Below are 20261 nucleotides of genomic sequence, written 5' to 3' on the forward strand. Positions count from 1 at the left end.
TATGAGAAAACTGATCCCCCTGGTGTTTGCGCTGGCGCCCATGCTGGCTGCGGCCCAGGACCTGAAGGTCGCGCTCATCGCCGGCAAGACCGGCATCCTCGAGCCCTATGCCAGGGAGACCGAGACCGGCTTCATGATGGGCCTTGAATACCTCACCAGCGGCAAGATGGACATCAACGGCCGCAAGCTGAAGGTCATCGTCAAGGACGACCAGAGCAAACCTGACCAGGGCCGCACGCTGCTGGCCGAAGCCTACGACGACGACAAGGTCGATATCGCCGTCGGCACCAGCTCTTCCGGTTCCGCCATCGCCATGCTGCCCATCGCGGCCGAGTACAAGAAGATCCTGGTCGTCGAACCGGCCGTGGCCGACGCGATCACCGGCGCGAAGTGGAACAAGTACATCTTCCGCACCGCCCGCAATTCCATGCAGGACGGCCTGGCAGCCGCATCCACCTTCAAGCAAGGCAGCGTGGCTTTCCTGGCGCAGGATTACGCCTTCGGCAAGGACGCCGTCGCCGCTGCACGCGAAGCACTCAGGCTGACGGGATCCAGAGCTAATGTCGTCCACGAGGAATATGCGCCACAGAACGCGACCGACTTTACCGCCTCGGCGCAGCGCCTGTTCGACAAGCTGAAAGACGCGCCCCAGCCGCGCGTGCTGCAGATCATCTGGGCTGGTCCCAACCCGATGAACAAGATCGCCGACATGAAACCGGAGCGCTACGGCATTACCCTTGCGCCGGGCGGCAATATCCTGCCCGTGCTGAAGACCTGGAAGTCGTTCGCCGGCACCGAGGGCACGATCTATTACTACTACGGTTTCCCGAAGAACAAGATGAACGACTGGTTCGTGGCCGAACACATGAAGCGTTATAAAAAGCCGCCGGACATGTTCACCGCCGGTGGCTTCACGGCCGCCAGCGCGGTCTACACCGCCCTCGCCAAGACTGGCGGAGGGAATACACAGAACATGATCGCCGCCATGGAAGGCATGGAATTCGATACGCCGAAAGGCAAAATGCACTTCCGCAAGGAAGACCACCAGGCCATGCAGCCGATGTACCACTTCCGCATCAAGAAGGACCAGAAGGACGAGTGGGACCTGCTGGAACTGGTGCGCGAGATTCCGGCCTCCGAACTGCCGGTACCGATCAGGAACAAGCGCTGAAACATGACTGCTTTGCTTTCCACACGCGGGCTGACCATACGCTTTGGCGGCCACACGGCCGTCGACAACGTCAGCGCCGATTTCCATGCCGGCCAGTTGACCGTCATCGTCGGTCCCAACGGCGCCGGCAAGACCACTTACTTCAACCTGATGTCCGGCCAGTTGCCGGCCACCAGCGGCACGGTTCTGCTGCGCGGCGAGGACATTACCCGGCGCGGCCCGGCGGCACGTACCCGCAAAGGGATTGGCCGCGCCTTCCAGCTGACCAACCTGTTCCCTCACCTCACCGTGCACGAGAACGTGCGCCTGGCCGTCCAGGCGCGCGCCAATGCGGGCATGAAGCTGTGGTCCATCTGGTCCAGCCACAGGGACTTGATCGAACGCGCCGACCATTACCTGCAGCGCGTGGCGCTGGCCGGGCGGCGCGGCACGCTGGTAGCCGCCCTGTCGCACGGCGACAAACGCAAACTGGAAGTCGCGATCATGCTGGCCCTGGAGCCGGAAGTGATGATGTTCGACGAGCCGACCGCCGGCATGAGCGTGGACGAAGTACCGGTGGTGCTGGACTTGATCCAGCAGGTCAAGGCCGAGCGCACCAAGGCCATCCTCCTGGTCGAACACAAAATGGACGTGGTGCGCGCGCTGGCCGACCGCATCATCGTGCTGCACAACGGCGCCCTGGTGGCCGATGGCGAGCCTGCCGCGGTCATGTCCTCCGCCATCGTGCAGGAAGCCTACCTGGGAAGCGCAAGCCATGACTGACGCCCTGCTCAAGCTCTCCGGCGTGCATACGCACATCGGCGAATACCACATCCTGCAAGGGGTCGACCTGCATGTGCCGCGCGGCGGCCTCACAGTGCTGCTGGGCCGCAACGGCGCCGGCAAGACCACCACCCTGCGCACCGTCATGGGCCTGTGGCAGGCCAGCGCAGGCAAAGTCGAATTCGGCGGCCGTGACATCAGCAGGCTGCGCACGCCGGAGATCGCCCAGGCCGGCATCGCCTACGTTCCGGAATCCATGGCCGTGTTCAGCGACCTGACCGTGCGCGAGAACCTCTATCTCGCGGCCCGCAGCGGGCCGATGGATACCACGCGGCTGGAATGGATCTTCTCCTTCTTTCCCGCCCTGAAGAAGTTCTGGAACTACCCGGCAGGCAAGCTCTCCGGAGGCCAGAAGCAGATGGTCGCCATCGCACGCGCCATCATCGAGCCGCGCCAGCTGCTGCTGATCGACGAACCGACCAAGGGGCTGGCGCCGGCCATCATCCAGAACCTGGCCGACGCCATCCGCCAGCTGAAAGGCCAGACCACGGTGCTGCTGGTGGAGCAGAACTTCCACTTCGTGCGCCAGCTCGGCGACACCGTGGCGGTGATGGACGATGGCCGCATCGTCCACAGCGGCCCCATGGCCGAACTGGCTGCCGACCGCGCCCTGCAGCAACGCCTGCTCGGCCTGGCCCTCGACTCACACCAATAGGAGTGACAGTGAGCGCTACGACACTGCCCACGAAGTTGCCCGCGATTCCCCGCGACTACCTGGCGCCGCTGCTGGTGCCTGCCCTGATGCTGGCGATGCTGCCGCTGGTCGGCAGCTTGCCAACCTGGATTACCCTGACCGTGGCGGGGCTGGCGATGGGGATGATGATCTTCATCATGTCCAGCGGCCTGACCCTGGTCTTCGGCTTGATGGACGTGCTGAACTTCGGCCACGGCGCCTTCGTTTCCGTGGGCGCCTTCGCCGCCACGCTGGTCCTGGTGCCGATGCACGGCTGGCTGGAAGCCGACTCGCTTGCCATGAACCTGGCCGCGCTCGCCCTGGCAATCGGGCTCGCCATGACCGTCACCGCGCTGCTCGGCTGGGCTTTCGAACGCCTCATCATCATGCCGGTCTACGGCCAGCACCTGAAGCAAATCCTGATCACGATGGGCGGCATGATCGTGGTCGAACAATTGATCCAGGTGATCTGGGGCGCCGAGCAGCAACCGATGCCGCTGCCAGCCGCCTTGCGCGGAGCCATCGTGCTGGGCGACAGCGCCATCGAAAAATACCGCCTGCTGGCGGTGGCGGTCGGCCTGCTGGTCTTCGTCACGCTCACGCTGGTGCTGAACCGCACCAAGCTTGGCCTGCTGATACGCGCCGGCGTCGAGAACGGTGAAATGGTCGAAGCGCTGGGCTACCGCATCCGGCGCCTGTTCGTCGCGGTATTCGCCGCGGGGTCGGCGCTGGCGGGCTTGGGCGGCGTCATGTGGGGACTGTACAAGGAAACCCTGACCGCCTCCATGGGCAGCGAAGTGATGGTCATGGTTTTCATCACCATCATCATCGGCGGGCTCGGATCGGTGGGCGGCTGCTTCATCGGCGCCCTGCTGATGGCGCTGAGCGCCAACTACGCCGGCTTCCTTGCCCCGAAATTCGCTCTGGTCTCCCATATCGTTCTGATGATCGCCATCCTGCTGTGGCGTCCAGCCGGCCTGTCGAGGAAATGAAATGCTGAATACCTTGTTTTCCGGCGACCTGCCGCGCAGCCGCGCCATGTCTGTCCTGCTCCTGCTGGTCGTACTGGGCCTCGCACTGGCGCCATTTGTCACCAAAGGCGTCCGTCCGCTGAATACGGCCGCCACCATCTGCATCTATATCGTCCTGGTGGCCTCGTACGACCTGCTGCTTGGCTATACCGGCATCGTGTCGTTTGCCCACACCATGTTCTTCGGCATTGGCGCCTATGGGGTCGGCCTGGGCTTCGACAAGCCGGTGCCTGCGTGGAGCGGCATGGCGCTGGGCCTGGCCGCAGCGATCGTATTGACGCTTGCGCTGGCGTTCATCATCGGCCTGTTTGCACTGCGCGTGCGCGCCATCTTCTACGCCATGATCACACTGGCGGTGGCATCCTCTTTCGCCGTGCTGGCATCGCAGATGTCGGCGCGGACCGGCGGCGAGGACGGCAAGACCTTCGACGTGCCTGAACTGCTGTCGCCCGCCAACGAATTCGGCGAATTCATGGGCCGCATCGTGGACGGCAAAGTGCTTACCTACTACATCGTATTCTTCTGCGCGGCCCTGATCTTCCTGGCCCTGCTGCGCGTGGTGAATTCCCCGTTCGGCCGCGTGCTGCAAGCGATCCGCGAAAACGAATTCCGCGCCGAGGCGCTGGGCTACCGCACCGTTGTCTACCGCATTGCCGCCAACTGCATCGGCGCCGTCGCCGCCACCCTGGCCGGCGCGCTGATGGCGCTGTGGCTGCGTTATGTCGGCCCCAAGACCACGCTGGGCTTCGAAGTCATGACCGACATCCTGCTGATCGTCGTCATCGGCGGCATGGGCACCATGTACGGCTCCGTGATCGGCGCCGCGCTCTTTATCCTGGCGAACAACTACCTGAAATCGCTGATGGCGCATGCAGCAGGCGCTCTAGCCGGTGTGCCGGTGCTGGAAGCGGCCCTGCATCCGGACCGCTGGCTGCTATGGCTCGGCATCCTGTTCATCCTTGCCATCTATTTCTTCCCGAGCGGGATTGCTGGAAGGCTTAGCGGGAAGGCAGTCCGGCCAGGTACCTAGCCTGCAGCCGATCGGCTTTGCCGCTACTGCGCAACTCCTGCACGGCATGGCGCAATTCCGTCTCCAGCGCGTCATCGGCGCTGCGGCGGCCCAGGTGCAAGTGGATTTCGCGCGACTGGACCACAATCGACGGGCCAAGCCGCGCACGCTGCACACCGAGCAAACGCATGGCGTAGAACACTGCGAGCCTTGTGCCGAGTGTTGCATCGAGCCGCCCTTCCTGCAGCATGCGCACAGCCTGCAACTGGTCGGTGATTTCATGGCGACGGTACTCGCTATCGTCGAGGAAAGCAGCGCCGTAATCGGAGCCTCGCAAAACGCCAACCGTGCGGCCTCTCAAATCCTCCTGGCCTTCCAGCACAAGCCCTGCGCGGCCGATGGCAATCACATCGGCCGTCCATAGCATCCCCATCGGCTCGGCCGCTTCTGCAATGACTGAATTGGACGTGGCGATCATCAGGTCTGCCTCGCCGGAACGCAGCATCGCGATGGCGCGGGCATAAGGGGCGACGGTGACGTCGATATGACGGCCCGATACGCGCTCAATCAGTTCAAACGCATCGACAAACATGCCGTTCTTGCGGCCATTCGCATCCACCATTGCATAAGGAGCGATGGCCAGGGCAACCGCACGCAATGGCCGCTGCCGGCTGGCGCGCAGCGGCAACGCGGCCAGGGCCAGCGCACCAGCTAATCCTGCGACCAGGCGGCGGCGCAGCCCCGTCATGCTTCAAGTCCCTGCGCTGGCGCTTGGGCGCTCGAGCATCCGGTCGCGCCAGGCCTGGAGATGGGACAGCCCTGCATCGGATGGACGGAACTTCATCAGGCCGCGCGCAAATTCCATCGCGCAGAAAGCAGTAATGTCGGCGATGGTGAACCGCTGCCCCGCCACGAATGGCTGCGCGGCCAGCACGCCATCGAGCCAGCGCGCGTTCTCGCGGAATTTGTCGCCCTGCGAGGCGCCGAATTCGGGAAACTGCGGGTTCTCGAGCGAAGCAAAGCCGGGATGTCCATGGCGGATGCTATTGGCCGCGATAGCGAACAGGTGCAGCTCCATGCGGCGGTCCGCCATTTCGATGAAGGCACGCTCTTCGGCGCCTTCGCCCATCAGGTTCGGCGCCGGATACAGTCCCTCCAGGTAGCTGCAGATGGCACGCGTTTCGCACAGGATGCGGCCATCATCGAGTTCCAGCGCCGGCACGCGGCCAAAAGGATTCAGAGCCAGGTAGCTCTCGCTGCGATGCTCGCCTTTGCCCAGGTCAACCGCCTGCAGTTCGATCTCGATGCCCTTCTCCGCCATGAACATCGCCACGCGGCGCGGGTTGGGGGCACGGGGGGCGGTGTACAGCTTCATTCAATCTCCTTATAAATACTCAGCGCGACTGGCCGGTTTCCAGCATTTTGCGCGCTTCGGCAGCAAATTGGTCCACTTTCTCCTGGCTGTCAGCACGATCCAACACATTGCTGGGCGGCCGTTCGATCCCGCGCTGCACGGCCGGACGCGAACGGATCTGGCGAATCCAGCGCTGCAGGTGCGGCAAGCCTTCGGTCTCCACGCCGGACCAGCGATGGGTGCGCACCCAGGCCCAGTTGGCGATATCGGCGATCGAAAAGTCGCCGGCCAGGAACTCGTGCTGCTCGAGGCGCTGATCCAGCACGCGGAACAGGCGCCGGCACTCGCCCTGGTAGCGGTCAATCGCCGGCTGGATCTTTTCCGGGAAATAGCGGTAAAACACATTGGCCTGCCCCATCATCGGGCCGATGCCGCCCATCTGGAACATCAGCCATTGCATCACCAGCGAGCGGCCCTTGGCGTCTTGCGGCATCAACTGGCCGGTCTTTTCCGCCAGGTAGACCAGGATCGCCCCCGATTCGAATACCGCGAAGTTGTCGCTGGCGCGGTCGATAATGGCCGGAATCCGCCCGTTCGGGTTGATGGCGGTGAACCAGGGCTCCTTTTGCTCGTTGTCGCCCAGTTTGAGCACATGCAGTTCGTAAGGCAGCGCCAGCTCTTCCAGCGCAATGGAAATCTTATGGCCGTTCGGCGTCGCGGCGGTGTACAAGTCGATCATCGGCTACTCCCAGTTTTTCGGGCACAGGATAACCCGGCAGGCAAAAAAAAACCGGCCGATTGGGGGGGCCGGTGAAAAACGCTTTTTAGGGCGCGGGGATTGAAGAAACCGTGCCGGATTGAGGAATCCGGCAACCCGGCGCACAGGAATGCTGTACGCTATGGAGGTACTTTGCCAGCTTTTCTGGCGCCGAGGCTTAGGAGTTCATTAAGGTAGTTAAATATTCAAGCAAAAAAAACCCGCGTCTATGCGCGGGTGAAGGGATTCAAATCGGGAGAGATTTGAAAGTGCAAGGTGGATAATCACATGCGAATATGACGCGATGATTACCGCAAAACTAAAAACGTCACGACTTCGTATAAGATAGTACAATTTTTATAATAGAAACTCTCCAATAGTCACAATGCAGGAAAAAATTTGCAAATGGCCCTTTAATACCGCCTTATTTGCGGTGGTAATGGCCATTTCCGCCTGCACTACCCCGCCTTCACCGCCAGCGGCCCAGCCTGAACCGGCGCTGCAGGCGAATCTGGCAGCCCATCGAATCATTGCCGGCGAATCGCTGGTGACGATTACTGTTCGCCGCAGCGGCCCGCTGGCGCGCATGGGCCACGACCATGTCGTCGCCACGCGCCAGGTCGAAGGTTTCGTCGACCTGGCCCAAGGGCGTACCGAACTGCGTTTCCGCCTCGACCAGTTGACGGTCGACGAAGCGGCGCTGCGCAAGGATGCCGGCCTGGAAACCCAGCCCTCCGCCGACGCGATCGAAGGCACCCGCCACAATATGTTTATCAAAGTGCTGCAGGCGGAAGCCTATCCTTGGCTCGTGGTGCGCGCAGTTCTCGAGCCAGGCGCGCGCGACCTGCTGCGCGCGCAGGTCACCCTGCACGGCGTGACGCATGAATACCAGGTGCCGCTGCAGTTGAAGGAGGACGGCGCCAAAGTCCTGGCAACAGGCGCTTTCACTGCCAAACAAAGCGATTTCGGCATCAAGCCGTTTGCCGTGTTTGGCGGCGCCCTGTCGGTGAAAGACGAATTGGAATTGAAGTTCGCGATCAGCGCGCGACGATAAGGCGCAAACCCAGGCCAACGAAGATGGCGCCGGCGCCGCGGTCCAGCCACAGCCCGGCGCGCGGATTGCGGTTGATCCAGCGGCCCACCGCCCCGGAGAAATAGCCCAGCGCGCCAAACAGCAGGCAAGCCTGCATGGTAAAGATCAGGCCGAGCTGGGCAGTCTGCCAGCTCGCCTCGCCGCGCCCTGCCACCACGAATTGCGGCAGGAAGGACAGGAAGAACAGCACCACCTTGGGATTGATGGCGTTTGCGAACAATCCCTTGGCAAACAGCTTGCACAGCGATTCCTCCGGCAGCGCCGCTTTGCCCACCTGCGCGCCCCCCTTGCTGCGCAGTGCGCCAATCCCCATCCAGATCAGGTAGAGTCCTCCCGCGACTTTCAACGCGGTAAATGCCGTCGGCGAAGCCGCGATCAGGGCGCCCACGCCAAGGGCAGCGAGCAGCGTGTGGCTGAGGCAGCCTAGCGCGCAGCCCAGGCCAAAGACAACTCCCTGCTTGCGTCCGCGCGACATGCCCATACTTAATACCATCAGGTTATCGGGACCCGGTGAAACGGTAATCAGCATGGCGGCGGCCAGGAAAGCCAGCCCTTGTTCAGGTGAAATTAGCATAGACAAGATCATACACGAGGGCACCTGGGCATAACAATTCGTTATCATCGAAAATCGATTTGTCCATTACAATAATTGCTATTGAGGAGATAATTTAGTTTGCCTTCTTCGTTTGCATCGCTTATTCAAACTGCAGCACCCCTGTTAATAATCCTGGGGTTGGCGGCGTTTATCCTTTTGATAATGGAGAACCGCCGCCTAAAGAAGCAGCTGGCGGCTCGGGAAGCCGCGCTTAAGCAAACGCAAATCCAGAATGAAAAGCTGGGCCGCCATCGCATCGACTTTCTGGCGGCCATGAGCCACGACATCCGCACTCCGCTGGCGGGCGTGATCGGCATGCTCAAATTCGCCCTGCGCGACCGTACCATTGCCGACCGCACCGTGGAATACCTGCGCATCGGCCTGAAGAACAGCGAAGCCCTGCTCGCCATCCTCAACGACCTGCTCGATTTTTCCCGCATCGACGCCGGCCGCCTCTCGATCAATACCCAGGACCTGGACCTGATCGACATCATCGACGAAGCGATCACCATCCTGCGCCCGCAAGCCGACGCCAAAGCCCTGCTGCTGCGCTGCGAGCTGGCGCCAGGGTTGCCGCGCCACGTGCAGGGCGACCCCAACCGCATCCGCCAGATTCTGCTGAATCTTCTGGGTAACGCTATCAAATTCACCGAGCGCGGCGAAGTGCGCCTGCGCGCTTCCGGCGAAACAACGGACGGGCTGGCGCGCGTGAGCTTCAGCATTACCGATACCGGCCCCGGCATTCCCCTGGAAATGCTGCCGCGCCTGTTCCGCAAGTTCGAGCCGGCCGACCTGTCATCGACCCGCCGCGCCGACGGCCCCGGCCTTGGCCTGGCCATCTGCAAGGAACTGGTCGACCTGATGGGCGGCCAGATCGAAGCCGACACCCGGCTTGGCAAAGGCTCGACCCTCCGCTTCTCGCTGCCGCTGGCCCTGGGTGGCCCGCCGGAGCAGGATCCGCTCAACGTGCCGGCCCACCTGCGCCATGCCTACCGCCTGCGCGTGCTGTGCGCCGAGGACGTGCGCACCAACCAGATTATCATCGGCACCCTGCTGGAAGGCATGGGCCACGAAGTAGTCGTCGTGGAAAACGGCATGGAAGCATTGCGCGCCCTGCACGACCAGGACTTCGACCTGGTGCTGATGGATGGCCGCATGCCGCAGATGGATGGCGAACAGGCTGCACGCCTGATCCGCCGCGGCGGCAGCCTGGACCTGCCAGTGCGCGATGCGCTGGTGCCGATCATCGCCCTGACCGCTAACGCCAGCGACCTTGACCGCGCCCACTACCTGTCGGCCGGCATGGACGGTTTCCTCAGCAAGCCGGTCGACGAACGCCTGCTGTACGACCAGCTGGAAAAGACCATCGCACAGCTACTCAATCGCGGCCGGCAGCTGCAGCGCACCGCTCCCTCACATGCCGAACTGGACGATATGTTCGGCGTCGAGCCCGCCAGCCCGGCCATCCACATCGTGCCTCTCAGCGGCATGACGGCGCGCCACCAGCAGCGCATCGCGCAAGCCTTCCTGGACGAAGCGCCGCGCCGCCTCGACGAAGGCCGCCTGGCGCTGCAAAACGGCGATGGCGAAGGCGCCACCAGCGCTTTCCACGCGCTGAAGGGCAGCTGCGGCTACCTCAGTACGCCGGAATTGCACACCCTGTGCCACCAGATGGAAAAAGCCAGCGCAGCCGGCGAACTGCAAACCGCCTCCGCTTTGTTGCCAGAACTCGAGACACTCATCCTGCAAGCTTGCGCCGACCTGCGGCGCGACGATACGATAGCAGCATGACGACACAACGCGCCTGGGTGCGCATGCCATCCGGCCGCCGGCTGGATCTGCTGGACCCCACGCCCTTCGATTGGGACGATGCCGACCTGGCGCTGGGCCTGGCCCGCACCTATCGCTGGGGCGGCCATTCCGCCTGGCCGCTGCCCCTCTCCGTGGCGCAGCATTCGATCACGGTGCTGCAACTGCGGCGCATGTGGTCGCCTGAACCGCTCGACCCGCTGCGTTCCCTGCGCGAACTCCTGCATGATGCCGAAGAAGGCTTGCTCGGCTTTGACTGCATCTCGGTGCTGAAGCCCTTCCTCGGCGACAGCTTCCGCGAATTGAGCCAGCGGCTGGAGCAAGCCGTGTTCCTGCGCTATGGCTTGCCGGCGTGGACGCCGAAGGAATACCAGGTCCACAAGCGCGCCGACCGCCTGGCGGCCGCCAGCGAGGCGGTGCACGTGGTGGGCTGGAGCAGCTCAGAAGTCAAACGCACATTGAAGATCAGCGCAGTGCCGCTGACTGAAGATCCGCTGCAGGCTTTATATGGCGAAGCAGCGTGGGAACCCTGGCCGCCGGGACTGGCTTGCGAACGCTTCCTCGCTGAATTGAATCGTCTCAAGGCGGCGGCTTGATAGTCCGGATGATAAAATTGCCGTAATGCGAAGTTTTTAAAGACGATTTTTTAGTTATCCACTTCTACTGTGGATAAACGTGTGGAAAAGCGGGCCTCGACAGCCCGTTTCGCCTTTAACGGCGCGGCTTTCAATAAAATGCCCATTTCTTTGGCAAGCATTTAGTCCGAATAAAATCAATGACTTAGCAAGCCGGCGTGTATGCCTTTTTGCAACTCACTGAGCGTCTGGAAAATATTTTGACAAAAGGTCTGCCGCAGAATAGTGTGTCCACAACCGATAAAGGAAAATGCATGGACGTGAAAGTTCCTGACGACGACGCTAGCGAAGGATGGATGATCGACGACGAGGCGCAAGCCAGCTCCGCCGAGCAGGCCCCCGGCGCCACTCCCGCCCCGTGGCGGGTGCTGATCGTCGACGACGACGTTGATGTCCACGTAGTCACCAAATTCTCTCTCAGCAATGCCGTCTTCATGGGACGCCGGCTCAGTTTCCTGCACGCCTATTCCGGCGAAGAAGCGCTGACCACCTTGCGCAATAATCCAGACGTGGCCCTGGTGCTGCTGGACGTGATCATGGAAACCAGCGATGCCGGCCTGCGCGTGGCCAGCCAGATCCGCTCCGAACTGAAGAATGAACTGGTGCGCATTGTGCTGCGCACCGGCCAGCCGGGCCAGGCGCTTGAGCACAGCATCATCCTCGATTACGACATCAACGATTTCTGGTGCAAGACCGACCTCACCACGCGCAAGCTGTTCACGACGGTGATCTCTTCCCTGCGCAACTACTCCGATTTGCAGATCCTGCAGACCCAGCTGGCCCAGTACAACGCCCACCGCGAACAGTTTGCCGCGATCCTGCAAGGCTTGCAGAAGGGAGAAGCCTGGTCGGGCAAGCTGGTCATCGGCCAGCCGGCCTCAACTGTGGATATCCAGGTCCAGCCAGGTGCGGAACCGGGCAGTTTCAAGGCCACCGGACACATCCTCAAGTAAGCACTGTATGCACGTACAGTTCTTATTTCACGGCTAACTGAGCGTCAAATCCGCTCAAAACAGCGTAAGTGGCGGATTGAAAAGGGCTTTTCCGATTATCCACATTGTTTGTGGATATCTTTGTTGATAAAGGGGTCTTGACAAGGCAAACAGCCCTCAACGACGCCATTTCCAACAAACTGCCTGTTCAATGTGCAGAAAAAAGCACCTTACAAATCAAAGACTTAGAATCTCACAAATTCTCACATGCGATCTTTAACTAATTAAAGTCGCGCGTTACTTCCCGTTAATTCTTGTGCATAACCTGAGCAGCAGAGCGCCTTCGCTCGGGCTGCAGCAGGACGCGCTGGATGATGTGGGAAGCGATGTTGTGGGATTTCAGATATTCCACCGCGCACAAAGTGTTCAAGCTGGCTTGCACTTCGATACCGCGGTCGACGATTTCGCTTCGCGCCGAATCAACGCGGGGCAGGAATTGCAGCAGATCCATAAAAGCACCTTCAGGCGGGGGGGCGGTCAAGGAAGTATTGACCATGACCCGAATAAGTCAATGGCCCGCCCACAACATCACTGCAGAGCCCGTGTCCCACCCTGGGGTCACACCCGAAATGAGACACGAGCTCGGCCGCTGGCGGCCGAGTTCGTGTCTCATTTCGGGTGTGACCCCAAGGGGGACACGGACTGGGCAGTGCTACTGGTTCTGGTAGCCGCCGTAGGCCTTGACGGGGCTCCACTCGGGCTGGACCGGGAGAAGCTCGGGGCTGTAGCGGGCGAAGTCGGGGCCGGCGTGGACGATGCGGCCATTCACGACGGTCAGCGCGCTTTCCAGGGTCTTGATCTCGGCTTCGGGGATGCTGAAGTAGTCCTTCGGCAGGATCACCAGGTCGGCGTACTGGCCTTTGGCGATCTGGCCTTTCTGCTTTTCCTCGCCGCTGAACCAGGCGCTGCCCTGGGTCATCAGCTTCAGCGCTTCGTAGCGGGTCAGGCGGTCTTTTGGCTGCCACATCGACATGCCGCCCGCGGTTTTGCCGGTCACGGCCCAGTAGATCGACGGCCAGGGGCCGTAGCTGGAGACGCGGGTGCCGTCCGTGCCCAGGCCGACCGGCATCTTCATGTCCAGCATCTTGCGGATCGGGGGCATCTGCCGCGTTTGCGCGCCGTAGCGCTGCCAGTAATGTTCGCCCTGGAAGTACATGCGATCCTGCACTGCGATGCCGCCGCCCAGCTTCTTCACGCGGGCCAGCTGTTCGTCGCTGATCGTCTCGGCGTGGTCGAAGAACCAGCGCAAGCCGTTGAACGGCATCTCGCGATTGATTTTTTCGATCACAGCCAGGTCGCGTTCAATCGATTCGCCATAGGTTGCGTGGATACGGAATGGCCAGCGGTTCTTGACCAGCAGGCGCAGCACCGGTTCCAGTTCGCTTTCCATCTGGGCCGGCATTTCGGGGCGCGGCTCGAGGAAGTTCTCGAAGTCGGCGGCGCTCCGCACCAGGTTCTCCCCTGCCCCTTCGGTCAGGTAGCCGTTCGCGTAGAACATATGCTCGTTGCGGCCTGGCTTGGTCATGGTGAGCCAGCGCTGGTAGTCTTCCAGTTCCTTGCCCGGCTTTTGCGCGAACAGGTAGTAGGAGGTGCGCACGGTCAGCTTGCCGTCCTTGGCCAGTTCCAGGCTGACCGCGTAATCATCGGGATAGGCCTGGCCGCCGCCGCCGGCATCGATGGCGCTGGTCACGCCCAGGCGGTTCATCTCGTGGTAGTACTGGATGGTGGAGTTCAGCTGCTGTTCGCGCGGCAGTGCGCCGGTCTTGCCCAGCGTGGAATACAGCACCATGGCGTTCGGCTTGGCGACCAGCAGGCCGGTCGGCTTGCCGTCGGCGCCCAGCTCCACTTCGCCGTCCTTGTATCTGGTATCCTTGTCGTAGCCCAGCACTTCAATGCCCTTCCTGTTCACGAAGCCCAGGCCATACAGGTAGAGGATGAAGACCGGCTTGTCCGGCACGGCTTCATTGATTTCTTCCAGCGTGGGCAGGCGCTTTTCCTCGAACTGGAATTCATTGAAGCCGCCCACCACCTTGATCCATGCGCCGTCCGGTGTGCGGGCGGCCTGCTCGCGCAGCATCTGCATGGCGCGCTTGAGTGAGGTCACGCCGTCCCAGCGCAGTTCGGCGTTGTAGTTCAGGCCCTCGCGGATGATATGGAGGTGGGAGTCGTTAAGTCCAGGAATGACCGTGCGGCCGCCGGCATCAATCACTTGCGTCCCGGGCTTTTTCAGCTTGAGCACCTGGGCATTGCTGCCCACCGAGGTGATGAGACCGTTCTTGATCGCCACCGCCTGCGCATAGCTGCCTTCGCGCGTCATGGTGGCGACCTTGCCATTGGTGATGATCATGTCCGTCGCATACGCTTGCGACAGACCTGCAGCCAGCAAGGCTGCGGCCAGCATCGGTCGTTTCATAGGATTACTCCTTGATGGCTTCTACCGAAAAGCCCAGGGTTACGTCGTCGCCGACATAAGGCGCGTATTTGCCGGCGCCGAAATCGGAGCGCTTGATCTTGGCAATGGCGTTGGCGCCGCAGGCGTCGCGCTTCAGCATTGGGTGCGGCATGCACTGGAAGGAGGTCACTTCCAGGTTCACTGGCTTGGTCACGCCCTTGATGGTCAGGTTGCCTTCCACGCCAACCAGCTTGTCGCCGTTGAACAGGAATTTGGTGGACTTATAGGTGATGGCCGGGTATTTGGCGGAATCGAAGAAGTCTGCACCTTGCAGGTGTTCGTTGAAGGTGTCGTAGCCGGTGTTGACCGATTTAGGGTCGATGGTCACCTCCACCGAACCGGTCTTGGCGGCGCGGTCGATCTGGATCTTGCCGACGGTGCTGTTGAATTTGTTCACCTGGGTCGAGTAGCCGAAGTGGCTGTACTCGAAGCGGGAGAACGAGTGGGTGGTGTCGATATTGTAGGTTTCAGGTGCGGCGGATGCGGCCAGGGAAAAACCAGCAGCGATGGCAAAGGCGATCAGTTTCTTCATTGTTTTGCTCCAAAGTGGGGGATGGTGACCCATTATGCGACGGCAACCGATCAGTGTAAAACGCATAATCTGCACGCTACTGATCGACTTTTTCGATAGTAGGCACGACTTTGGAACGAAAAACAATCACTCTTTCGAGGTATCGCCCTCGCAATCGCTGCGCATCTGCGCCTGCGACACATTGCTGTTGGGCGGCACGCTTTGCGTCAGCCAGACGTTGCCGCCTACCGTGCTGCCGGCGCCGATCGTGATCCGTCCCAGCACCGTGGCGCCGGCGTAAATCACGACGTCGTCTTCCACGATCGGGTGGCGCGGCGCCCCCTTGATCAGATTTCCCGATTCGTCGGCAGGGAAGCGCTTGGCGCCGAGCGTCACGTGCTGGTACAGGCGTACCCGTTCGCCGATGATGGTGGTTTCGCCGATCACCACGCCGGTACCATGGTCGATGAAGAAGCTGGCGCCGATCTGCGCCGCCGGGTGGATGTCGATTCCTGTGCGCGAATGGGCGATGTCGCTGACGATGCGGGCGATAAACGGCGCCCCCAGCTTGTGCAGGCTGTGCGCCAGGCGGTAATGGAGGATGGCGACCATGCCTGGATAGCACAGGAGGATTTCCGCAATCGAGGTGGCGGCAGGATCGCCGGCATAGGCCGCCTGCACGTCCGACACTACCAGGGCGCGGATCTGCGGCAGCGACGCGGCAAAGGCCTTCGTGATGGCATGGGCCGCCTGCGTCTGCTCTTCTTCGCTTTCGGCCACCACGGCGCCGAACTGCAGGCCGCGCCGCACCTGCTCGTTCAGGCGGTCGAGCATGGTGTTCAGCGTGTCGCCGACGAAGTAGTCGATGCTCTCGTCGGTCAGGTTCGGGCGTCCATAGTGGGTCGGGAATAGCGCGGCGGCCAGCCCCTCCAGGATCTGCACCAGTTCCGCGCGCGAAGGAAGCTCGCGCACGCGGCGCTGGTGGCGGATATTGTGGGTCGCTTCGCGCGATACGCGCAGCTGGTGGACCACTTCGTCGAGATCCCAGCGCGCGGCGCCGCTCGCGGCGCCGTAAGAGTCGTTAGCCATAAGGCACGAGCATAACGAGGCGGCGCCGGAAAACGAAAGAAACAATAGTCGAATGCTTATGCTCTGCAGGCATATAGGGTTTCCCTTAAAATAGCGGGTTCACCCCTCTGGTACTCAATGAAAAACATCCTGCTTACATTGCTGCTGGCTGGCCTGACCATGGTCGGCCCCTTGGCAATCGATACCTACCTGCCCTCTTTCCCTGCGATTGCCGCGACGTTCAGCGCCAGTCCGATGGCGATCCAGCAGACCCTGAGCCTGTTCCTGTTCACCTTCGCCTTCATGATGCTGTTCTACGGCACCCTGTCGGACAGCTTTGGCCGGCGCCCGGTGATCCTGTGGTCGCTGGTGCTGTACGTCCTGGCCTCGCTGGGTGGCGCGCTGGCGGGTTCCTTCGGCTTCCTGCTCGGCGCGCGCATCCTCCAGGGCTTGGCGTCCGGCGCCGGTTCGGTCATCGGCCGCGCCATCGTGCAGGACCGCTTTGATGGCGTGGCGGCGCAGAAAATGCTGGGCAATATCATGATGGTGTTCGGCCTGGCGCCGGCCATCGCCCCCGTGCTGGGTGGCTGGATGCAGGTGACGTTCGGCTGGCGCTCGATCTTCTGGTTCCTGACCGGATTTGGCCTGCTGATGTGGGTGTCCGTCTGGCGCTGGCTGCCGGAAAGCCTGCCGCAGGATAAACGCCATCCGCTGCACCTGGGCGCCATCGCACGCAATTACTGGATGGTGCTGAAGCACCGCCAATTCCTGCTGCTGTCGGTGGCGCTGGGCGCCGCCTTCGGCGGCTTTGCGCTGTATATTGGTTCCGCCGCCTACTTCATCATGGAGATCCTGAAGCTGCCGGAAACCGCCTTCGCCTGGCTGTTCATCCCCTTGATCAGCGGCCATGTGCTGGGTGCGAGCGTGAGCGGCAAGCTGGCGCACCGCCTGGCGCCGCCGAAGCTGATTGGACTCAGTTATGCGCTGATGGCGGTAGCCGCCGCGCTGAACGTGGCGTACAACTGGTTCTTCGCGGCGACCGTGCCATGGGCCGTGCTGCCGCTGTTCCTGTTCTCGTTCTCGCTGGCCCTGGCGATGCCGCCGCTGACGCTGGCCGGCATGAACCTGTTCCCGCAGCATAGCGGGCTGGCTGCGTCGATGCAGTCGTTCCTGCAGATGATGTTGTTTGCGCTGGTATCGGGGCTGGTGGCGCCGCTGCTGTTCGGCAGCGCGCTATACCTGGCGTTCGGCCTGGCGGCCTGCCTGGTGGTCAGCTACGCCAGCTATCGTGGGGCGACGCATGGCCAGCATGGCCCCGCCCACGATCAAGGCCAGGGCGCCGGCGTCACTTCCTGATATTGCGGGCCGCCCTGAGACGGTTCGAGGGCCGGCTGCGGCTTCTCGTGCCCGGGCCGGAGGTTGGGTGGCAGGCCGAGACCCAGGATTTCCTTCCGGCCTTCGACAAAGTCGGAAGTGCTGAGCGGATGTTCCGGATCGGGCCAATTGGCAATGGCCCAGTTCTGCACTTCTACAAAACGCTTCCACACCTCAGCGACATATTTCCGCCTGATTTCATCTTCCATTGGCGCCTCCGTTCGGTTTCCCCCACTCTACACCAGTGGCGCGAAAATTGTCACACGGGCTTGATCCGGTAGACACAGCGGCGTTCACCAGCCAGTATGTGTTCTTCACGCTGCACGGCGCAGCCTGGCCCCAGCACCCGCTGGAAAACGTCGAGCTCGGAGCGGCAGAAATTCTGGCATTCGCGGGCGGCGGCGCAAATCGGGCAATGGTTTTCGACCAGGAGCAGCGAACCGTCGTCTTGCGTTTCCACTTCCGCCATATAGCCTTCCACGTCGCGTGCCAGGGCCAGCGCCTGCACGCGTTCCGGCAGCGCGCCCGCGGCGCCGAGGGTCTCGCGGTAGAACATCTCACTGGCCTGCTCGCGGGCGGCGATCAGCTTGTCCATCCCCTCCTCGCCAAACAGTGCGCGCACCTGCGAGATAAGTTGCAGCGTCAAGTCGGCGTGGCGGTCCGGGAAACGGGCATGGCCGGCATCGGTCAGCAGCCATCGGCGCGAAGGACGGCCGACTTTCTCCGCCACGTCTTCAAACGTCACGAAGCCTTTCTCTTCGGCGGCATCCAGGTGGCGGCGCGCGCCCATCGACGTCAGGTCAAGCAAGTCGGCCAATTGCTGCGCCGTGCGCGGGCCGCGCGTTTTCAGCAGGAAGAGAACCTGGTCGGCGGTGTTCATGTTCCAGCTCCTTCCGCCGCAGCCTCAGTGCGATGCATGGACGCCCTCGCCAGTTCGCCGCGCCAGGCGCGCAGGCGCCAGCCAGCCCACGCCGCGAGCACGGCGCCAAGCAGCAGGATAAGGCGCGTATCGGCCAATGCCAGCACTGAGCCGACAGCCGCCATCACGATATTCGCAAAGCAGAACGTCATCGACAGCAAGCCCATGACCGAGCCTTGCCCATGCGATGCGAACCGGTCCGCCGCCCACGACTGCACCGTTGCGTTGTAGAAGGCATTTGGCAGGCCGAAAAGGCAGATCGCCATCATCCCCACCCACAGGTTGCCGAGGGCGACTCCCGCCACCGCAGCGGCCAGGCCGAACGCCAGCCAGCTTGCGCGATGCAGCGGTTCGCTGCGGCTTGGGCGGCCCGAGATGATAGCGGCGAGCGTCATGATGGCGCACATGGCCATATTGACGGTCGCGATGCCGCGTGCATCGTAGCCGCCTTGTTCCACCAGCCACAGGGGATAGTATTCGTAAAAACCGGTAATGCCGCAGGTCAGCGCGAGCTGCACGATGAACAGCGTGCGCAATTCAGGGAAACGCAGGAGATTCATGGCGTGATGCGAGCGCGCCACCTGCCACCACGATGCGCCGTCCGCAGGCGCCTTGGCGGCGCGCGGCACCGTCAGGGCCACCAGCGCTGCTGCCAGTACCAGCGCCGTCACCGCTACCCAGAACGGCACGGTGATGCCGAATCCCAGCGTAAAACCGGCCAGCACGGGCCCTACCAGCCAGCCCAGGTGGAGCGAGCCATTCACCAGCGACAAAGCACGCAGGCGCTGGGGACCTTCAAGCTTTTCCGCCACCAGGGCACGCGCTACCGCACCATTCCCCTCCAGCAGACCGGTGCCGAAGCGGGCCAGGATAAACAAAGGGTATGACTGCATCACCAGCGCCAGCGCCGTCAGCGCGTGCCCGGCTGCCGCGCCAAGAGCGGTCGCCAGCAGGATCGGGCGGCGGCCGTAGCGGTCCGACAATGGGCCCAGCAGCGCGGAGCCGATCACCAGGCCGATCGGGTTCACCGTCAGCGCGATTCCGAACAGCAGTTTGGGCGGCAAACCGAGGAAGTTGTTCAGGCTATTGTGGGCTTCCGCCGCAAACAGGGGCGGCAGGATCGGGTACGGCAGCGACGCGCCCGTAGTGGACAGCAGGCCAAGCAGGCAGGTCGCCGCAATCAGGAGGACATTGTTCATGCCCTCCAATATAGCGGCAGCCCGACAATAAGTAAACGAAAACGATTATTTATTATCAGGCAGCGGATTTGGTCAGCTGCGGCAGCGATGCCATCAAATCCGAGAAGCGCTGGCCCTGGATCATCACGTGGCTGCGCAGCAGTTCCGCCGCCTTGTCGCCATCACCGGCCAGGATAGCCTGCACCACGCCCTCATGCTCCGAATACGAATGGCCGATGCGGTTGCGCACGCGCAGCTGCAGGCGGCGGTAAGGCCGCAGCCGCCGGTACAGGCCGCGCGTCTGTTCGAACAGGAAGCTGTTATGGCTGCCCGCGTAGATCGCTTCGTGGAAGGCCTCGTTGCGGTAGTAATACTCGTCCGGCTCGCCCGCTTCCACCGCCGCCTTGCACGCTTCGTGCGCGGCCAGCAGCACATGCTGTTCTTCCGGCGTCATGCGGCGCGCAGCCAGGCGCCCGCAGGTCGCTTCCAGCTCGGACATGACTTCGAACATTTCGACCAGCTGTTGCGGCCCCAGTTCTGCCACGATGGCGCCGCGCCGGGGGCGGATCACCACAAGTCCCATCGACTCCAGCTGGATCAGCGTCTCGCGGATCGGCGTGCGCGACACGCCAAAGCGCGTGGCCAATTCGGTCTCGTCCAGGTGCTGCCCGGGCTGCAGCTCACCCATCGCAATCATTTCTTCGATGGTTTCCCGCAGGGTGGATGAATGTTTCGTCATGGAACTAAAAGTTCAGTATGTATATGAGACTCCATTATAAGACGCATATTTCACTTGACAATGTATTCGGTGAAGATAT

Annotated in this window: 22 protein-coding genes; 10 read left to right on the plus strand and 12 right to left on the minus strand. The window is 62.2% G+C overall.

The window, feature by feature from the left end; genetic code table 11:
* The first annotated feature begins 1 nt into the window (after nt 1).
* From GM658_RS15765 to GM658_RS15785, 5 genes are read left to right on the plus strand one after another with little or no spacing between them, the layout of a single operon-like run.
* Entirely contained in the window at nt 2–1171 is a 1170-nt protein-coding gene (locus GM658_RS15765; protein WP_155455004.1) for a substrate-binding domain-containing protein, read from the plus strand.
* A gap of 12 nt (nt 1172–1183) precedes the next feature.
* Nucleotides 1184–1933, plus strand: coding sequence for an ABC transporter ATP-binding protein (locus GM658_RS15770; protein ID WP_371865128.1), 750 nt, complete (start codon nt 1184–1186; stop codon nt 1931–1933).
* Complete coding sequence (locus GM658_RS15775) at nt 1926–2648, plus strand: ABC transporter ATP-binding protein (RefSeq protein WP_155455006.1); 723 nt, start codon at nt 1926–1928, stop codon at nt 2646–2648. The genes GM658_RS15770 and GM658_RS15775 overlap by 8 nt, the downstream gene beginning before the upstream one ends.
* Nucleotides 2649–2650: 2 nt before the next feature.
* Nucleotides 2651–3658 (plus strand): branched-chain amino acid ABC transporter permease, encoded by a 1008-nt coding sequence (locus GM658_RS15780; RefSeq protein WP_371865125.1) that lies wholly within the window; start codon nt 2651–2653, stop codon nt 3656–3658.
* Nucleotide 3659: 1 nt separating this feature from the next.
* On the plus strand, nt 3660–4727 hold the full coding sequence (locus GM658_RS15785) for a branched-chain amino acid ABC transporter permease (RefSeq protein WP_211841873.1): 1068 nt from the start codon (nt 3660–3662) through the stop codon (nt 4725–4727).
* On the opposite strand, the gene GM658_RS15790 is transcribed toward GM658_RS15785, so the two are convergent.
* Genes GM658_RS15790 through GM658_RS15800 form a run of 3 tightly spaced genes read right to left on the minus strand, consistent with a single transcriptional unit; the run spans nt 4696 to nt 6799 of the window.
* Entirely contained in the window at nt 4696–5454 is a 759-nt protein-coding gene (locus GM658_RS15790) for a substrate-binding periplasmic protein (protein WP_155455007.1), read from the minus strand. The two genes, GM658_RS15785 and GM658_RS15790, sit on opposite strands and share 32 nt — an antisense overlap.
* 3 nt (nt 5455–5457) lie before the next feature.
* Nucleotides 5458–6081: a glutathione S-transferase family protein gene (locus GM658_RS15795; protein ID WP_155455008.1), complete on the minus strand. Its 624-nt coding sequence runs from the start codon at nt 6079–6081 to the stop codon at nt 5458–5460.
* A 19-nt stretch (nt 6082–6100) separates the two neighbouring features.
* Nucleotides 6101–6799 carry a glutathione S-transferase family protein gene (locus GM658_RS15800; RefSeq protein ID WP_155455009.1) on the minus strand — a complete coding sequence of 233 codons (699 nt, stop codon included), beginning with the start codon at nt 6797–6799 and terminating at the stop codon, nt 6101–6103.
* A gap of 457 nt (nt 6800–7256) precedes the next feature.
* Between GM658_RS15800 and GM658_RS15805 the strand changes: the two genes are divergently transcribed.
* Entirely contained in the window at nt 7257–7871 is a 615-nt protein-coding gene (locus GM658_RS15805; RefSeq protein WP_155455010.1) for a YceI family protein, read from the plus strand.
* Here GM658_RS15805 and GM658_RS15810 read toward each other — a convergent pair.
* Nucleotides 7855–8484 (minus strand): LysE family translocator, encoded by a 630-nt coding sequence (locus GM658_RS15810; RefSeq protein ID WP_155455011.1) that lies wholly within the window; start codon nt 8482–8484, stop codon nt 7855–7857. The two genes, GM658_RS15805 and GM658_RS15810, sit on opposite strands and share 17 nt — an antisense overlap.
* 183 nt (nt 8485–8667) lie before the next feature.
* Between GM658_RS15810 and GM658_RS15815 the strand changes: the two genes are divergently transcribed.
* From GM658_RS15815 to GM658_RS15825, 3 genes are all read left to right on the plus strand, one after another.
* On the plus strand, nt 8668–10296 hold the full coding sequence (locus GM658_RS15815; protein ID WP_155455012.1) for an ATP-binding protein: 1629 nt from the start codon (nt 8668–8670) through the stop codon (nt 10294–10296).
* Complete coding sequence (locus GM658_RS15820; protein WP_155455013.1) at nt 10293–10910, plus strand: phosphohydrolase; 618 nt, start codon at nt 10293–10295, stop codon at nt 10908–10910. Before GM658_RS15815 ends, GM658_RS15820 begins: the two co-directional genes overlap by 4 nt.
* A gap of 293 nt (nt 10911–11203) precedes the next feature.
* Entirely contained in the window at nt 11204–11902 is a 699-nt protein-coding gene (locus GM658_RS15825; protein WP_229416931.1) for a response regulator, read from the plus strand.
* A gap of 286 nt (nt 11903–12188) precedes the next feature.
* On the opposite strand, the gene GM658_RS15830 is transcribed toward GM658_RS15825, so the two are convergent.
* From GM658_RS15830 to epsC, 4 genes are all read right to left on the minus strand, one after another.
* Nucleotides 12189–12392, minus strand: coding sequence for a hypothetical protein (locus tag GM658_RS15830; RefSeq protein WP_155455014.1), 204 nt, complete (start codon nt 12390–12392; stop codon nt 12189–12191).
* A gap of 201 nt (nt 12393–12593) precedes the next feature.
* On the minus strand, nt 12594–14354 hold the full coding sequence (locus tag GM658_RS15835; protein ID WP_155455015.1) for an amidohydrolase: 1761 nt from the start codon (nt 14352–14354) through the stop codon (nt 12594–12596).
* Nucleotides 14355–14358: 4 nt separating this feature from the next.
* A complete protein-coding gene (locus GM658_RS15840) occupies nt 14359–14925 on the minus strand; it encodes a YceI family protein (protein WP_155455016.1) in 567 nt (188 codons plus the stop codon).
* Nucleotides 14926–15051: 126 nt separating this feature from the next.
* A complete protein-coding gene (epsC, locus tag GM658_RS15845) occupies nt 15052–15993 on the minus strand; it encodes a serine O-acetyltransferase EpsC (RefSeq protein ID WP_155455017.1) in 942 nt (313 codons plus the stop codon).
* 117 nt (nt 15994–16110) lie between these two features.
* On the opposite strand from epsC, the gene GM658_RS15850 reads away from it, so the two are divergent.
* On the plus strand, nt 16111–17328 hold the full coding sequence (locus GM658_RS15850) for a multidrug effflux MFS transporter (protein ID WP_155455018.1): 1218 nt from the start codon (nt 16111–16113) through the stop codon (nt 17326–17328).
* Here the strand turns inward: GM658_RS15850 and GM658_RS15855 are convergent.
* The 4 genes from GM658_RS15855 to GM658_RS15870 are packed head-to-tail and all read right to left on the minus strand — an operon-like array spanning nt 17298 to nt 20182.
* On the minus strand, nt 17298–17555 hold the full coding sequence (locus tag GM658_RS15855) for a hypothetical protein (RefSeq protein ID WP_155455019.1): 258 nt from the start codon (nt 17553–17555) through the stop codon (nt 17298–17300). The two genes, GM658_RS15850 and GM658_RS15855, sit on opposite strands and share 31 nt — an antisense overlap.
* 50 nt (nt 17556–17605) lie before the next feature.
* The gene (locus GM658_RS15860) at nt 17606–18226 is read right to left on the minus strand and encodes a helix-turn-helix transcriptional regulator (protein ID WP_155455020.1); all 621 of its coding nucleotides are present in this window, start codon (nt 18224–18226) and stop codon (nt 17606–17608) included.
* Entirely contained in the window at nt 18223–19464 is a 1242-nt protein-coding gene (locus GM658_RS15865) for an MFS transporter (protein WP_155455021.1), read from the minus strand. Before GM658_RS15865 ends, GM658_RS15860 begins: the two co-directional genes overlap by 4 nt.
* Nucleotides 19465–19519: 55 nt before the next feature.
* The gene (locus tag GM658_RS15870) at nt 19520–20182 is read right to left on the minus strand and encodes a GntR family transcriptional regulator (RefSeq protein ID WP_155455022.1); all 663 of its coding nucleotides are present in this window, start codon (nt 20180–20182) and stop codon (nt 19520–19522) included.
* Between the last annotated feature and the right edge of the window lie 79 nt (nt 20183–20261).

Source organism: Massilia eburnea (assembly GCF_009720745.1).
Classification (GTDB): Bacteria; Pseudomonadota; Gammaproteobacteria; order Burkholderiales; family Burkholderiaceae_D; genus Rugamonas; species Rugamonas eburnea.